Origin of the sequence: Indiicoccus explosivorum (assembly GCF_002167005.1) — a bacterium.
Lineage (GTDB): Bacteria > Bacillota > Bacilli > Bacillales_A > Planococcaceae > Indiicoccus > Indiicoccus explosivorum.
On the sequence record NZ_NHTN01000008.1, the window covers coordinates 103,880 to 119,605 of the forward strand.

Consider the following 15,726-nt stretch of genomic DNA (forward strand, 5'->3'; position numbering starts at 1 on the left):
GAGAAAAGGGTGACCGCCCATGGCAGTACAGCGAAAAGTGCCGATGAGGAAGTGTGTAGCGACAGGAGGGATGTTCCCCAAAAAGGAATTAATCCGCGTCGTCCGCTCCAAAGAAGGCGAAGTTTCAGTTGATACGACCGGCAAAAAATCCGGCCGCGGCGCATACGTTTCAAAATCCGAAGAAGCCGTTGAAGCTGCGAAAAAGAAAAGGTCTCTGAACAGCCATCTGGAGACGGAAATCCCGGATGAAGTGTATGAGGAACTGCTTCGCCTGATCCGGCGGGAGCAGCTGAAACGATGAGCGGACAGCGGATATATCAGCTGCTCGGACTTGCGGCAAGCGCCAGAAAAGTGACGACAGGGGAAGAACTTGTCATCAAAGAAGTCCGCGGCGGGAACGCGAAACTTGTTATCGTTTCGCAAGACGCTTCAGCGAACACAGCGAAAAAACTCCGTGATAAATGCGGCAGTTATAAAGTCGGGCTGCAGGAGTTCGGATCAAGAGCTGAACTCGGGCATGCGATCGGCAAGGATGAGCGGGTTGTCATTGCTGTTACAGACAGCGGCTTTGCGAAAAAGCTGACAAGCTTATTCGATGAAATCAATAAGGGGTGAGCAGATGTCGAATATGAGAGTACATGAATATGCAAGAAAAGTGAAAAAATCCAGCAGAGAAGTAATTGGTGAACTGGCGAAGCTGAATATCGACGTGAATACACATATGGCAGTGCTGGAACCGGGTACGATTTCCAAACTCGATAAAGTGTATAACCGTGATACTTCGGCGGACGAAAAACCGGCACGCGCAAAAACTTCCCAGCCGAAAGGTGCCGGACAAAGCGGCGGCGCAGCTGGTTCCGGACAGAGCAAAGGCCCGAAACCACAGCAAGGCGGAGGCGGCAGAAGCCAGGGCAAAAATGCGTCCGGCGGCCAAAACCGGCAGGGCGGCCGCAGCGGAGGCCCTTCAAGAGGCGGTCAGGGAAACAGCCGCCCGGGGAATCGCGGATTGAAAGGCGGTCCGAATAACCGGAAAGGCAAACAGCAGCGCAGCCAGAACCAAGCGCCGCCGACGCCGAAAAAAGAGAAAGAGCTTCCGGCAAAAATCACGTTTTCCGAATCGCTTTCCGTTGCGGAACTTGCAAAAAAACTCGGCCGTGAACCGTCGGAAATCATTAAAAAACTGTTCATGCTCGGCGTAATGGCGACAATCAACCAGGAACTTGACAAAGACGCCATCGAACTGATCTGTGCCGATTACGGTGTTGAAGTGGAAGAAGAAGTGATCGTGGATACCACGGACCTCGAAACGTACTTTGAGCCGAAAGAAGGCGCAGTGACGAGAGAACGTCCTCCGGTCGTGACCATTATGGGACACGTCGATCACGGGAAGACCACACTGCTCGACTCGATCCGCAACACGAAAGTGACAGCGGGGGAAGCAGGCGGTATCACTCAGCACATCGGTGCATACCAGATTGAAGAGAACGATAAGAAAATCACGTTCCTCGATACGCCTGGACACGCCGCATTCACGACGATGCGTGCCCGGGGTGCGAAAGTTACGGATATCACGATTCTCGTCGTAGCGGCTGATGACGGCGTCATGCCGCAGACGGTAGAAGCGATCAACCATGCAAAAGCGGCGGAAGTGCCGATCATTGTCGCGGTCAATAAGATCGATAAACCGGGAGCGAATCCGGATCGCGTTATGCAAGAGCTGACCGAACATGGCCTCGTGCCGGAAGCGTGGGGCGGAGATACGATCTTTGTCCAAGTCTCGGCTCTCCAGGGAGAAGGGATCGATAACCTGATCGAGATGATCCTCCTCGTTTCCGAAGTTGCTGAACTCGAGGCGGATCCTGCACGGACGGCGATCGGTACGGTCATTGAAGCCCAGCTTGATAAAGGCCGCGGCTCCGTCGCGACGCTGCTTGTACAGGACGGCACCCTGCGTGTGGGCGACCCCATTGTCGTCGGAGATACGTTCGGACGCATCCGTGCAATGGTCAATGATATCGGCCGCCGCGTGAAAGAGGCAGGACCGTCGACGCCAGTCGAGATTACAGGCCTGAATGATGTTCCGCAGGCGGGCGACCGCTTTGTCGTCTTCGAAGACGAAAAGACAGCCCGCCAAGTCGGCGAAGTCCGGGCAACGAATGCAGTCCAGACCCAGCGGACAGAAAAAACAAGAGTCACGCTCGATAATTTGTTTGACCAGATGAAACAAGGGGAAATGAAAGAGCTGAACTTGATTGTCAAAGCGGACGTCCAAGGCTCCGTAGAGGCCCTTGCTGCGTCACTGATGAAAATCGACGTGGAAGGCGTCAATGTGAAGATCATCCATACTGGTGCCGGTGCCATCACGGAATCCGACATCTCCCTTGCCGCTGCATCGAATGCGATCGTCATCGGGTTCAACGTCCGGCCGGATGTGAACGCAAAACGTGCTGCGGAAGCGGAAGGCGTGGATATCCGTCTTCACCGGATCATCTACAAAGTGATCGAGGAAATCGAGTCGGCGATGAAAGGTCTTCTGGATCCAGAATTCGAAGAAAAAATCATCGGCCAGGCGGAAGTCCGCAATACGTTCAAAGTATCGAAAGTGGGTACGATCGCCGGAAGTTATGTAACGGACGGCAAAGTGACCCGCGACAGCGGTGTCCGGGTGATCCGGGACGGCATCGTCATTTTCGAGGGCGAAATCGATACCTTGAAACGGTTCAAGGATGATGTGAAGGAAGTCGCACAGGGATATGAGTGCGGAATCACGATCAAGAACTTCAACGATGTGAAAGAATTGGATGTTATTGAAGCGTACGTAATGGAAGAAGTTGCGCGCTGATGATCGTCTATGCGGAATGTGAATTTTTCATTCCCGCTTCGCATTCATTGAAGGACAAGAGAGCCGTCCTGCAGCGGATGCTGGTGCGGGCGCGCCAGAAGTTCAATCTTTCCGCTGCGGAAATCGGACATCAGGACGTGTGGCAGCGGACGCGTCTGGCGCTTGTCACGGTCGCATCGACTCGTGAAGCCGCAGAAAGGGAAATGCAGCGGGTCCTTCATTTCCTGGACAGCAATTCTGCCTGGGAGCGGCTCTCGACAGAGACAGATTATTTGTGAAAACGAGGTGAACCAGCGATGACGATGCGTTCCAACAGAGTAGCCGAGCAAATGAAAAAAGAACTGAGCGATATCATCAGCCGCAAACTGAAAGATCCGCGTGTGGGATTCGTCACGGTGACGGATGTGGAAGTCACCGGGGATCTTCAGCAGGCGACGGTATATATCAGTGTGCTCGGCGACGAAAAAAAGCAGGAAGAGACGCTGCTTGGCCTGTCGAAATCCAAAGGATACATCCGTTCGGAAATCGGCCAGCGGATCCGCCTGCGGAAAACGCCGGAACTGCTGTTCGAGTTTGATACATCCGTCGCGTATGGCAGCCGGATCGATTCCCTGCTGCGCGATCTGCAAGAACCGAAGGATGATCAATAACAGAAGCCTGCTGTCCGGATTCCGGGCAGACAGGCTTTTTTCGGTCTGATAAATGCTGGATGAGCACTTTAAAGCAATGCACCCGAAGGAGTGGGAAAATGGAAGTGAATGGCATCCTGCCGCTTTGGAAAGAACGAGGGATGACTTCTCATGACTGCGTATTCCGTCTGAGGAAAATATTGAAGACGAAAAAGGTCGGACATACCGGGACGCTCGACCCCGGCGTGGATGGTGTTTTGCCGATCTGTATCGGTCAGGCGACGAAAACAGCCGAATATTTGACGGATTCCGGGAAGACGTACGAAGCGGAAGTTACAATCGGCTATTCGACGGAAACAGAAGACAGTGAGGGAGAAGCGGTAGAAACGGATTTCAGCAATAAACGCATTTCCCGGACGCAGGTGGAAGAAGTCCTTGAGAGCCTTACGGGAGAAATTGTCCAAGTTCCGCCCATGTATTCTGCCGTCAAAGTGAATGGCCGGCGCCTGTACGAATATGCCAGGAAAGGGATTCCTGTCGAACGGCCGGAACGGAAAGTGCAGATCCATTCCATAGAATTGCTGGGAACCGAGACAGAATGGCAGGGGGAGCGCATCCGTTTTCCAATCAGGATTCAGTGCGGGAAAGGGACGTATATCCGTACACTCGCTGTGCAGATCGGTGAAGCGCTCGGGTTTCCAGCCCATATGTCCAAGCTGACCAGGACCGCTTCGGGGAAATTCCAAGCAGCCGATTGTGTGACACTCGAAAAAACGGCCGTTTTAATGGAATCAGGGGAAATCGGTTCCGTCCTGAAACCGATCAGCTGGGCGTTGGCGGATTTTCCGTTTCTGGAAGTCCCGGAAAGCTTGCTCTTCCCGGTCAAAAACGGACAAGTGCTCGACAGCCATCCGTTGCTCGACAGCCACCGGGCGCTCGTGTTCACGGAGGCAGGGCGGCCGATCGCAGTCTACAGCGGACATCCGGTGAAGCCTGGTAAAATGAAACCGGAAAAAATGTTCCCTGTCACGGGAAAAGAAGAGGTGTGAAATGGAAGTCATTCAATTACGTTATCCGAATCATTGCCTGCCGGGAAAAGAAACAGGCCCGTTATCCTTGGCCCTGGGCTTTTTCGACGGCATACATAAGGGGCACTTGAAAGTGATCGGTGCTGCGATGGAAAAAGCGGCCGATTCGAATTTCCGTTCAGCTGTCATGACGTTCGATCCGCATCCATCGGTCGTCCTGGGCGGCAAACAAAAAGACGTGGCTTACATTACACCGCTTGAGCAGAAGCTCAATATTCTGCAGACACTCGGTGTCGATTACTGTTTTGTCGTGCGGTTCACTTCTGAATTTGCCCGTCTGTCACCGGAGGAATTCGTCCGGTATTTCATAAAGGGCTTGGACGTCCGCCATGTCACTGCCGGTTTCGATTTTTCATTCGGCGCGAAAGGCAGCGGCTCGATGGCGGATATGGAAAGCCTCAGTGAAGGCCAGTACGGTGTGACGGTCATCAGCGAGCAGACCGACGGCGGTGAGAAGATCAGCTCCACCCGAATCCGCCGGCTGCTGAAGGACGGCGACGTGGAGGAGGCGGCTGAACTGCTGGGACGGCCATTCCGCATCGCTGGCGTTGTGGTGCAAGGGGACAAACGCGGCCGGGCGATCGGTTTCCCGACAGCGAATATCTTGCCGGCTGCAGGATCTTTTCTGCCCGGCACCGGCGTCTTCGCTGTCCGGATCGGTGTGCAGGAAGAGCTGTATGATGCCGTGTGTAATATCGGTTACAAACCGACCTTCAGGGACCCTGATGAAAAAGAGCTGACTGTTGAAGTACATATCCCGGGCTTTGACCGGTCCATCTACGGGGAAGAAGTTTTTGTGGACTGGTATAGGCGGATACGGGATGAGCGGAAATTTTCCGGCATCGAAGAATTGAAAGCGCAGATCGAGCGGGATAAACAGGCGGCGATGGAGTACCTGAAACAGCACTGAACAGCACGCTGCCGGTTGATTTCGTCCGGCGGCTGTGCTAAACTGTACAACGTACAGAATATGTACGAACCACTGCTTGGCAATCGAGTCACCAACGTTTGCTCGGGAGACGGGGATATCAGAACCACAGGAGGTGGAACTCAATATGGCAATCACACAAGAACGCAAGAACGAACTGATTGGCGAATACCGGGTTCACGAGACGGATACAGGGTCTCCGGAAATCCAGATCGCTATTCTGACAGAAGAGATCAACAACTTGAACGAACATTTGCGCACGCATAAAAAAGATCACCATTCGCGCCGCGGTCTCTTCAAAATGGTCGGACGCCGCCGTAACTTGCTGAAGTATCTTCGTGAAAACGATGTTCAGCGTTACCGTGAACTGATCAACAGACTCGGCCTCCGCCGATAATACACAAAACGGAAAGCGGGATTCTTCCCGCTTTTTCTTTATGATAAAAAGACGAAACTTTCGATTCATTACCGAATCGCCAATTTATCGCTTTTTTGTTACACTATTCAGAGATACATAGGAATAGTGCTACACTGTTTCAATCAGAGAGGAGCTCGATCATGGAGCAAAATAAGAAAGTCTATACGCTGGACTGGGCAGGCCGTCAGCTTCAAGTGGAAGTCGGTCAACTGGCCAAGCAGGCGAACGGCGCAGCAATGATCCGCTACGGCGACACCGCTGTCTTATCGACAGCGACAGCTTCGAAACAGCCGAAGCCGCTCGATTTTTTCCCGCTGACCGTCAACTACGAAGAACGGCTGTATGCGGTCGGCAAAATCCCGGGCGGGTTCATAAAACGGGAAGGGCGTCCTTCGGAAAAAGCGACGCTGATCAGCCGGCTGATCGACCGGCCGATCCGTCCCCTTTTCCCGGACGGATTCCGGAACGAAGTGCAAGTCATCTCGATGGTCATGTCGGTCGATCAGAACTGCCCGTCCGACATGGCCGCAATGTTCGGTTCGTCGCTGGCCCTCATGATTTCCGACATTCCGTTCGGCGGTCCGATCGCGGGAGTTACGGTCGGACTGGTCGATGATGAGTTCATCATCAACCCGACAGGAGACCAGATGGAGAAGAGCAGCATCAACCTGATCGTCGCGGGGACGAAGGATGCGGTCAACATGGTGGAGGCCGGTGCAAAAGAAGTGCCGGAAGCGACCATGCTGGAGGCCATCATGTTCGGTCATGAAGAAATCAAAAAACTGATCGCTTTCCAGGAAGAAATCGCGGCGGAAGTCGGGAAAGAAAAGTCTGAAGTGCAGCTTTATGAACTGGATGCGGAGCTGACACAGCAAATCCGGGACGCGGCGCTCGAAGATCTGAATGCGGCTGTCCAAGTACAGGAAAAGCAGGAACGCGCTGATGCGATCAGTGCTGTGAAAGAGCGTATCCTGGCGGATTATGAAGAAGAGGAAGATTCGGTCAAGAAACAGGCCGGCCAGATTCTCGATAAAATGGTCAAAGACGAAGTCCGCCGGCTCATCACAGAAGAAAAAGTCCGGCCGGATGGACGGACGCCGGATGAAATCCGGCCGCTGTCATCTGAAGCGGGCGTGCTGAAGAGGACGCATGGATCCGGATTGTTCACACGCGGCCAGACCCAAGCCCTCAGCATCTGTACGCTTGGCGCGCTGGGTGATGTCCAGATCATTGACGGCCTCGGACTTGAAGAATCCAAACGCTTCATGCATCATTACAATTTCCCGCTGTTTTCAGTCGGGGAAACCGGACCGATCCGCGGTCCGGGACGCCGGGAAATCGGGCACGGCGCGCTGGGAGAACGCGCATTGGAAGTCGTCATCCCGAAAGAAGAGGACTTCCCTTACACGATCCGTCTCGTATCCGAAGTCCTCGAGTCCAATGGCTCGACATCGCAGGCAAGCATCTGTGCTTCGACACTGGCACTCATGGATGCAGGTGTGCCGATAAAAGCCCCAGTTGCCGGAATCGCGATGGGACTTGTCAAAAAAGGGGATCACTATACAGTACTTTCTGACATCCAAGGCATGGAAGATCACCTTGGTGATATGGACTTCAAAGTGGCCGGTACCGCAAAAGGCGTCACCGCACTTCAGATGGATATTAAAATTGAAGGCCTTTCACGGGAAATCCTTGAAGAAGCCCTCACGCAGGCTCAAAAAGGACGGATGCACATTCTGGACAGCATGCTGGCGACAATTTCAGAGCCAAGAACCCAATTGTCGGAATATGCGCCGAAAATCACGGTCATACGGATCAATCCGGACAAGATCCGGGATGTGATCGGACCGGGCGGCAAAGTGATCAACAAGATCATCGAAGAGACCGGTGTAAAAATCGATACAGAGCAGGACGGGACCATTTTCATTTCTTCGGTCAATGAAGCGATGAATGCGCGGGCCAAGCAGATCATTGAAGACATCGTCCGTGAAGCCCAAGTCGGCGAATATTACCTCGGCAAAGTGAAACGGATCGAGAAATTCGGCGCTTTCCTTGAAATCTTCAAAGGCAAGGACGGACTGCTCCACATCTCCGAAATTCAGGAAGAACGGACGAAAAGCGTGGACGATGTCCTGAAACTTGGGGACGAACTGCTTGTTAAAGTCATCGAAATCGACAACCAGGGCCGGGTGAACTTATCCCGGAAAGCCGTTTTGAAGGAAGAGAAAAAGACGGCTGAGCAGGAACAATCAAAGTGATCAACAAAAATTGCCGGCAGCCGCCGGCAATTTTTGCGTAAGAAAGGTGTTTTGACAATGGTGGAAACAGAACGTCTTCCCAATGGCGTCCGGCTGGTGACAGAACGGATGCCGCATGTAAGGTCGGTAGCTGCGGGGATATTCGTGCACGCCGGTTCAAGGGATGAAAAACCTGAAGAAAACGGGATCGCTCACTTTATTGAGCACATGCTTTTCAAGGGGACTGAGAACAGGACGGCGAGGGAACTTGCCGAAGAATTCGACCGGATCGGCGGACTGGCGAATGCTTTTACTTCGAAAGAAATGACGAGTTACCATGCAAAAGTGCTGGACACCCACGCGGGAAAAGCTGTTGAACTGCTCGCGGACATGTTTTTCAATTCGGTCATGGATGAGAAGGAAATCGCAAAAGAGAGACAGGTCGTCCTCGAAGAGATCAGCATGTCCGAGGATATGCCGGACGATGACGTCCATGAACAGCTCTGGAAAGTGATGTACCCTGATCATCCGATCGGCGCCCCGATATTGGGGACGGAGGAAACGCTGGCGGCCTTCAGCAGAGAAAAAATGTTTCATTTCATGCAGCAGCACTATACGCCTGAACGCACGGTCATTTCCGTCGCCGGAAATATCGATGACCGGCTGATCGACCGGATCCGGGCGCTGTTCAGCCAGTTCTCCGGAAAGGTGGGCCGGCTGCCCGATGGCGAAGCGCCGGTATTCCGGCCAGGAATTTCAGACAGACGGCGCGATACAGAACAAGGGCACATCTGCCTTGGCTATCCCGGCATGCCGATTGATGACCGGCACATCTATGCGATGGCGGTGCTGAATAATCTTGCGGGGGGTACGATGTCCTCCCGAATGTTCCAGGAAATCCGGGAAGAGCACGGGCTTGCTTATTCGATCTACTCTTACCATACCGCCTACAAGGACCATGGCACCTTCGCCATCTACGGCGGCACAGCAAACAGTCGGTTGCCTGAACTGGAAGAACGGATCCGCGGCATAATGGAAACTTTGTCGGCCGAGGGCGTGACGGAACGGGAAGTGGGTTACTCGAAGGAACAGCTGAAAGGAAGTTACCTCCTCAGCGCTGAAGGGAGCGGCACCAGAATGGAACAGAACGGAAGGAATGAATTGATTCTGCCGAAGCATCTCTCAGACGAAGAAGTGATCCGGCATATCGAGGGAGTGACGGCCGGACAGGTGAATGAACTGCTGGATTTGTTCAAAGGGCCGCCGGCCGTATCCATTATCCGGCCGGAGTAGCCGCTCTCCTGTAAATCATTTTTCCTTGGACGCGGCCTGCCCATTGCCGTATAATAAAGGGTATGGACTTGGACGGGGAAACTTACTAGGAGGAGAATTTGTGAGTAAAACGAAAAATGAAAGTATCAAAGTCATCCCGCTCGGCGGAGTGGGAGAAATCGGGAAAGCGATGTATGTCATCGAAATCGATGACGAGCTGTTCGTAGTGGACAGCGGACTGATGTTCCCGGAAGATGAAATGCTCGGAATCGATATCGTCATTCCGGACATGACTTACCTTGAAGAAAATAAAGACCGGGTGAAAGGGATTTTCCTGACACACGGCCACGAAGATGCGATCGGTTCGATCGCCTACCTGCTCAAGCGGGTACAGGCGCCGGTTTACGGAACGAAACTGACCATTGCGCTTGCAAAAGAACATGTGAAGGAACTGGGGCCGCTCAAGGGACTGAAGTTCTTTGAAGTCACCAACCGGAGCCGGATGAATTTCCAGCGGACCCATGTGACGTTTTTCCATACCACCCACAGCATTCCGGATTCACTCGGCGTTGTTTTCCATACATCGGAAGGCGCGATCGTCCATACCGGTGAATTTAAATTCGACCAGTCAGCGAGCGGCAGTTATCGGCCGGATATCGCGAAAATGGCGAAAGTCGGAGATGACGGAGTCTTCATCCTGCTATCCGATTCAACGGAGGCGGAGCGGCCGGGGTATACGACGTCAGAGAGCGTAATCGCCGACCAGCTGACCCGCACGTTCCATTCCGCAGAAGGCCGGATCCTCGTGTCGCTGTTCGCTTCGAACTTCATCCGTATCCAGCAAGTGCTGGAAATCGCAGAACTGACGGGCAAAAAAGTGGCGATCACCGGCCGCACGCTGGAACACGCATTCGAAATCGGCCATAAGCTCGGCTATTTGACGGCCGATGAAAACACACTGATTCCGCTCAAAGAAGTCGATCAGCATCCGGATCATGAAGTGGTAATCATCGTGACAGGCCATCAGGGGGAACCGCTCGAAGCGCTGGATAAGATGGTGAATCGGCAGCACAGTGATGTCCGCATAAAGGAAACGGATACCGTTCTGATCACATTCACTCCTTCACCGGGAATGGAAGTGCCGATGTACCAAACGATGAATAAACTCGCCAAAGCCGGTGCCAACGTGCTGACATCGAGCAGAAAAGTCCACGTTTCCGGCCACGGAAGCCAGGAAGACCTGAAAATGATGCTGAACATGATGAAGCCGAAATACTTTATCCCGATCCAAGGCGAGTATAAGATGCTGATTGCCCATTCCCGTCTGGCACAGCAGACAGGAATTGAAAAATCGCAGATTTTCATTGCGGAAAAAGGCGACATCGTGGAATACAAAAACGGCAAAATGCGCATGAGCGGCCGCGTCACGGCAGGGAATGTGCTGATCGACGGCATCGGTGTCGGGGATGTCGGAAACATCGTCCTCCGGGACCGGAAGCTTCTGTCACAGGACGGCATCTTCATCGTCGTCGTGACACTGAACCGCAAAGAGAAGAAGATCGCTGCCGGGCCGGAGCTGATTTCACGCGGTTTCGTCTATGTGAGGGAATCCGAAGAACTTTTGGATGAATCCGCACAGCTTGTCCGGAAAGTGGTTGATAAGTATGCTGCAAAACAGTCGTTCGAGTGGAACAACATTAAACAGGAAATCCGTGATGCGCTGAATTCCTATCTGTTCCAGCAGACGAAACGGCGCCCGATGATCATCCCGATCATCATGGAATATTAAGAAAAAACCGGGGTTTCCGTCCTGAGAAATTCAGCGGAACCCTTTTTTCATTACATAAGAAATGAGGGAAGTGGCATGGGCCGGTCCCGTCCGAAAAAGAAAACGAAACGAACGAAAAAACAGAAGCAGTCGACCCGATTCATCGCCAGCGAAGTGACCGGTCTGGTCCTGATCGGGATAGCTCTCCTGATGCTCTTCAGACTTGGTCTCGCCGGCCGGGCGCTTGCGAATTCAGCGACATTCCTCCTGGGCTGGCTTGGCATCCTTCTGCCGATCTCCTTACTGGCCATAGCGGTCTACATAATGGTGAAACGGAAGAGACCTTCCGTTCCTTTGAGGATCGCAGCAGGCGGCGCTTTCATATTCCTTGGTGTCCTGCTGGCCGTCCACCTGCTTTGGGCAGGCTCTGTCATTTTGAGCATCACTTCCGACAATGTCATCACGGAAACAATCAGGGCGACACAGATTTCAGGGACACTCTGGACCGAATACACAGCAGCCGGAAGCGGGATGGCCGGTGCGCTGCTTTACGCCCCTCTTCATGTGCTGATTGACAGCGGCGGGATGGCGATTTTGTCATTCCTTCTCATTTCCATCGGTGTCATCATTCTGACAGGGAAAACCGCTGTCCCTTATCTCGCTGAAAAGGCGCCTGTTTTATTCGGCCGCGCTTCGGAGGTTGTGAAAGATAAGTTAAGGAAGCCGGTCAGAAAAGAGAAACGGAAACGTCCGAAACCGGCTGTACAAGAGCCGGAACCGGAAGTACAGGAACCTGCAGCCGAGGGGCCGGTTTATCCGGAATACAGTTATCAGCTTGAACCTGATGAGGAAGAAGAAGCACCGATCATTTCCGCGTTCACAGAGCAAGTCAAAACACGGACCCAGCCCCAGGAAGCGGAGTCCGCTGGACAGGAGACTCCGGAAGAGCCTGCAGCGGAAAGCGATCTCGGGGATGCGTCCATCATAAAACGGGAAGACGAAACGGAAAACGAAGATTATCAGCTTCCGCCCCTTTCTCTGCTGAGCCCTCCGCTCGACAGTGATCAGAGCGGGGAAGTGGCCGGCATCCAGCAGAATGCACGAAAACTGGAAAAAACGTTCCAAAGCTTCGGCGTCCGGGCGAAAGTGACGCAGATCCACTTAGGACCGGCAGTTACGAAGTATGAGATCATGCCGGACACCGGTGTGAAGGTGAGCAAAATCGTCAACTTGCACGATGACCTGGCCCTTGCACTGGCGGCGAGGGATATCCGGATCGAAGCGCCGATCCCGGGGAAATCAGCGATCGGAATTGAAGTGCCGAATTCAGAAGTGGCGGTTGTCAGTCTCCGGGAGGTTCTCGAATCGGATGAAAATAACCGGCCGGATAAAAAGCTTCTGTTCGGTCTCGGAAGAGATGTTTCCGGCAAAGCCGTGCTGGCTGAACTGAATAAAATGCCGCATCTTCTTGTCGCCGGATCGACGGGAAGCGGGAAAAGCGTCTGCATCAACGGGATTATCACGAGCATCCTCATGCGGGCGAAACCCCATGAAGTGAAAATGATGATGATTGATCCGAAGATGGTGGAACTGAATGTCTATAATGGCATTCCGCACCTTCTTGCCCCGGTCGTCACTGATCCGAGGAAAGCAGCCCAGGCACTGAAAAAAGTGGTTTCGGAGATGGAACGCCGCTATGAGCTGTTTTCACATACCGGGACACGGAACATCGAAGGCTACAACGAGTACGTCCAAGTCTTTAATGAAGAAAATGAAGAAAAGCATCCGAAGCTTCCTTATATCGTCGTCATTGTGGATGAGCTGGCGGATTTGATGATGGTCGCTTCAAGTGAAGTGGAAGATGCGATCACCCGGCTGGCGCAGATGGCCAGAGCTGCCGGCATCCACTTAGTAATCGCCACCCAGCGGCCGAGCGTGAATGTCATCACGGGCGTCATCAAAGCGAATATCCCGTCGAGGATCGCTTTTGCCGTTTCGTCGGCTGTCGATTCCCGGACGATCCTCGATGCAGGCGGTGCCGAAAAACTGCTCGGACGCGGGGATATGCTATTCCTTGGATCCGGCGCTTCGAAGCCTGTCCGGGTCCAGGGCGCGTTCCTGTCCGATGCGGAAGTGGAAAAAATTACGGATTTTGCGATCGAACAGCAAAAAGCGCAATACCAGGAAGAAATGATTCCGGGAGAGACTGATGATGCCGCCCCCGACGAGGAGACCGATGAAATTTACGATGAAGCTGTCCAGCTTGTCGCGGAAATGCAGACGGCTTCCGTCTCGATGCTCCAGCGACGGTTCCGTGTAGGGTATTCCAGGGCGGCGCGAATCATCGACCAAATGGAGCAGCGCGGCGTGGTCGGACCATACGAAGGGAGCAAGCCGAGAACGGTGCTCGTCCCGAAACCGGAAGACGTGTAGCTGAAAGGTCATAATTTTTTCGGCAAAAGTTTATAATTTTCGACATACGGGTATTTATTTCGTTTCATAAAAATGATATAGTTAGGCTGATTAGTAGGGATGTTTTACATCAGATGTCTGATCTCTGTCATTGGTGGTGATTGAATGGCGATTAAGTCGGATCATCGGCATTTGTATCTTCAAGTAATCGATCACATGAAGCGCGATATTGCCGCAGGGATCTATAAAGCAAAAGAAAAGCTTCCTTCGGAATTCGAGCTCGCAAAATCGCTCGGCGTCAGCCGGGCGACACTCAGGGAGGCACTGCGTATCCTGGAAGAGGAAAATGTCATCGTCAGAAGGCATGGCGTCGGCACATTCATCAACCCGGAACCGGTATTCTCTTCAGGCATCGAGCAGCTGACGAGTGTCTCGGATATGATCCGTCAGGCGGGAATGGAACCCGGTACGATCTATTTGAGCACTGCGGCCGCTCTTCCTTCTGCGGAAGATGTAAAACGCTTTCAATTCGCAGAAAACGAGCCGGTAGTGACGATCGAACGGGTCCGGACAGCAGATGGAGAGCCGGTAGTTTACTGCATAGATAAAGTCCCGGCTTCCCATCTCCCGGAAGACTTTCTCAGCAGACAGGAAGGTTCGATTTTTTCCGCTATTGAGGAGTCCGGGGAAATTCACGTAAATTACGCAGTGACTTTCATTGATCCGGCAGGTTATCATGAAGATGCATCACCGATTCTGCAATGTGAACCTGAAACGGCACTTCTTGTGCTGAAACAGCTCCATTATGATGATGACGATCGTATGGTGCTTTATTCGAAAAATTATTTCCGGGCGGACAAGTTCAGTTTCCATGTTGTCCGGAAGCGGATGTAGAACATCCAATCCTGCTAATTTCAAAAAACTTTGGGGTACAGAAAATGGCAAAACGTAAATTCGGTTTAGGTCTCTCACTGCTTCTCGCTTCAAGCACACTTCTTGCTGCTTGCGGAGAAGAGGAAACACCGGAAGTAGCTGGAGACACAGGAGATGAGCCTACTGAAGAAGAAGTATTCTCAGTAGCGATGGTTACGGACGTTGGCGGCATCGATGATAAGTCGTTCAACCAGTCAGCATGGGAAGGGATTCAGCGCTTCGGTGAAGATAACAATCTGGAACAGGGCGATGGCGGATTCGATTACCTGCAGTCCGCTTCGGATGCTGATTACAACACGAACCTCAACAACCTGATCCGCCGCGGTTTTGATCTTGTCTTCGGTATCGGTTTCCTTATGGAAGGCGCGGTCGCTGAAATCGCTCAGCAGCAGCCGGAAGCACAGCTTGCGATCATCGATGCAGTCGTGGAAGAGCCGAACGTGGCCAGCGTGCTCTTTAAAGAACAGGAAGGCGCATTCCTTGCCGGTGTGGCAGCCGCTCTTATGACTGAAACCGGAAAAGTCGGTTTCGTCGGCGGTATGGAGATCCCGGTAATCGAGCGCTTTGAAGCAGGATTCCGTGCAGGTGTGGAAGCGGCTAATCCGGACGTGGAAGTCGACGTACAGTACACCGGCGCATTCGATAAAGCGGAACTCGGTAAGACGACAGCGAACCGCATGTACTCCGCTGGCGCGGACATCATCTTCCACGCTGCAGGCGCAACAGGAAACGGTGTGTTCACAGAAGCGAAAGAACGTAAAGAACAAGATCCGGATGCCAACGTATGGGTCATCGGGGTGGATGCTGACCAGTACGACCAAGGTGCAGTCGGCGATACAAACGTTACGCTCACTTCCGTCCTCAAACGGGTCGATAATGCGGTTTATGATATTTCGACTATGGCGATGAACGGCGAATTCCCGGGCGGCGAAACCATCGTCTACGGTCTTGAAGACGAAGGAGTTGCACTGGCGGATTCCCGCGGAGCAATCACTGAAGATGTGCTTGCACAGATTGAAGAATTCAAACAGCAGATCGTTGCTGGCGAAATCACTGTTCCTGAAACTGTTGAATAAGACGTTTCAATAACGGTCATCATAAAGACCGGGTTAGCCGGTCTTTATGATTTTTTTTGCGATTTTCCGATATTAAAGAAGACAGCGAGTTGATAGACGAAAGGCTTTTACTCGTAAGAGTCT

The 15,726-nt window shown here is 52.8% G+C and carries 14 protein-coding genes; all 14 read left to right on the forward strand.

Annotated features, from left to right (window positions below; genetic code table 11):
- The first annotated feature begins 19 nt into the window (after positions 1–19).
- Complete coding sequence (gene rnpM, locus CCE92_RS02600; protein WP_088005964.1) at positions 20–301, forward strand: RNase P modulator RnpM; 282 nt, start codon at positions 20–22, stop codon at positions 299–301.
- The gene (locus CCE92_RS02605; protein WP_088005965.1) at positions 298–615 is read left to right on the forward strand and encodes a YlxQ family RNA-binding protein; all 318 of its coding nucleotides are present in this window, start codon (positions 298–300) and stop codon (positions 613–615) included. The genes rnpM and CCE92_RS02605 overlap by 4 nt, the downstream gene beginning before the upstream one ends.
- 4 nt (positions 616–619) lie before the next feature.
- Positions 620–2,842, forward strand: a complete 2,223-nt coding sequence (gene infB, locus CCE92_RS02610) for a translation initiation factor IF-2 (RefSeq protein WP_088005966.1) — start codon at positions 620–622, stop codon at positions 2,840–2,842.
- Positions 2,842–3,120, forward strand: coding sequence for a DUF503 domain-containing protein (locus CCE92_RS02615; RefSeq protein WP_088005967.1), 279 nt, complete (start codon positions 2,842–2,844; stop codon positions 3,118–3,120). Before infB ends, CCE92_RS02615 begins: the two co-directional genes overlap by 1 nt.
- Before the next feature lie 18 nt (positions 3,121–3,138).
- The gene (rbfA, locus tag CCE92_RS02620) at positions 3,139–3,492 is read left to right on the forward strand and encodes a 30S ribosome-binding factor RbfA (protein ID WP_088005968.1); all 354 of its coding nucleotides are present in this window, start codon (positions 3,139–3,141) and stop codon (positions 3,490–3,492) included.
- A 98-nt stretch (positions 3,493–3,590) separates the two neighbouring features.
- Positions 3,591–4,520: a tRNA pseudouridine(55) synthase TruB gene (truB, locus tag CCE92_RS02625; protein ID WP_088005969.1), complete on the forward strand. Its 930-nt coding sequence runs from the start codon at positions 3,591–3,593 to the stop codon at positions 4,518–4,520.
- A gap of 1 nt (position 4,521) precedes the next feature.
- The gene (locus CCE92_RS02630) at positions 4,522–5,469 is read left to right on the forward strand and encodes a bifunctional riboflavin kinase/FAD synthetase (protein WP_088005970.1); all 948 of its coding nucleotides are present in this window, start codon (positions 4,522–4,524) and stop codon (positions 5,467–5,469) included.
- A gap of 145 nt (positions 5,470–5,614) precedes the next feature.
- Positions 5,615–5,884, forward strand: a complete 270-nt coding sequence (rpsO, locus tag CCE92_RS02635; RefSeq protein WP_088005971.1) for a 30S ribosomal protein S15 — start codon at positions 5,615–5,617, stop codon at positions 5,882–5,884.
- Positions 5,885–6,045: 161 nt separating this feature from the next.
- Positions 6,046–8,163: a polyribonucleotide nucleotidyltransferase gene (gene pnp / locus CCE92_RS02640; protein WP_088005972.1), complete on the forward strand. Its 2,118-nt coding sequence runs from the start codon at positions 6,046–6,048 to the stop codon at positions 8,161–8,163.
- A gap of 57 nt (positions 8,164–8,220) precedes the next feature.
- A complete protein-coding gene (locus tag CCE92_RS02645; protein ID WP_088005973.1) occupies positions 8,221–9,435 on the forward strand; it encodes a M16 family metallopeptidase in 1,215 nt (404 codons plus the stop codon).
- Between the two features lie 100 nt (positions 9,436–9,535).
- Positions 9,536–11,203 (forward strand): ribonuclease J, encoded by a 1,668-nt coding sequence (locus CCE92_RS02650; protein WP_088005974.1) that lies wholly within the window; start codon positions 9,536–9,538, stop codon positions 11,201–11,203.
- A gap of 75 nt (positions 11,204–11,278) precedes the next feature.
- Positions 11,279–13,615 (forward strand): FtsK/SpoIIIE family DNA translocase, encoded by a 2,337-nt coding sequence (locus CCE92_RS02655; RefSeq protein WP_088005975.1) that lies wholly within the window; start codon positions 11,279–11,281, stop codon positions 13,613–13,615.
- A 144-nt stretch (positions 13,616–13,759) separates the two neighbouring features.
- The gene (locus CCE92_RS02660; RefSeq protein WP_088005976.1) at positions 13,760–14,488 is read left to right on the forward strand and encodes a GntR family transcriptional regulator; all 729 of its coding nucleotides are present in this window, start codon (positions 13,760–13,762) and stop codon (positions 14,486–14,488) included.
- 44 nt (positions 14,489–14,532) lie between these two features.
- Positions 14,533–15,603 (forward strand): BMP family lipoprotein, encoded by a 1,071-nt coding sequence (locus CCE92_RS02665; protein ID WP_088005977.1) that lies wholly within the window; start codon positions 14,533–14,535, stop codon positions 15,601–15,603.
- Positions 15,604–15,726: the final 123 nt, after the last annotated feature.

Coding starts and splice junctions, on each gene's coding strand:
- rnpM (WP_088005964.1), top strand. CDS start 20: ATGGCAGTACAGCGAAAAGTGCCGATGAGGAAGTGTGTAGCGACAGGA.
- CCE92_RS02605 (WP_088005965.1), top strand. CDS start 298: ATGAGCGGACAGCGGATATATCAGCTGCTCGGACTTGCGGCAAGCGCC.
- infB (WP_088005966.1), top strand. CDS start 620: ATGTCGAATATGAGAGTACATGAATATGCAAGAAAAGTGAAAAAATCC.
- CCE92_RS02615 (WP_088005967.1), top strand. CDS start 2,842: ATGATCGTCTATGCGGAATGTGAATTTTTCATTCCCGCTTCGCATTCA.
- rbfA (WP_088005968.1), top strand. CDS start 3,139: ATGACGATGCGTTCCAACAGAGTAGCCGAGCAAATGAAAAAAGAACTG.
- truB (WP_088005969.1), top strand. CDS start 3,591: ATGGAAGTGAATGGCATCCTGCCGCTTTGGAAAGAACGAGGGATGACT.
- CCE92_RS02630 (WP_088005970.1), top strand. CDS start 4,522: ATGGAAGTCATTCAATTACGTTATCCGAATCATTGCCTGCCGGGAAAA.
- rpsO (WP_088005971.1), top strand. CDS start 5,615: ATGGCAATCACACAAGAACGCAAGAACGAACTGATTGGCGAATACCGG.
- pnp (WP_088005972.1), top strand. CDS start 6,046: ATGGAGCAAAATAAGAAAGTCTATACGCTGGACTGGGCAGGCCGTCAG.
- CCE92_RS02645 (WP_088005973.1), top strand. CDS start 8,221: ATGGTGGAAACAGAACGTCTTCCCAATGGCGTCCGGCTGGTGACAGAA.
- CCE92_RS02655 (WP_088005975.1), top strand. CDS start 11,279: ATGGGCCGGTCCCGTCCGAAAAAGAAAACGAAACGAACGAAAAAACAG.
- CCE92_RS02660 (WP_088005976.1), top strand. CDS start 13,760: ATGGCGATTAAGTCGGATCATCGGCATTTGTATCTTCAAGTAATCGAT.
- CCE92_RS02665 (WP_088005977.1), top strand. CDS start 14,533: ATGGCAAAACGTAAATTCGGTTTAGGTCTCTCACTGCTTCTCGCTTCA.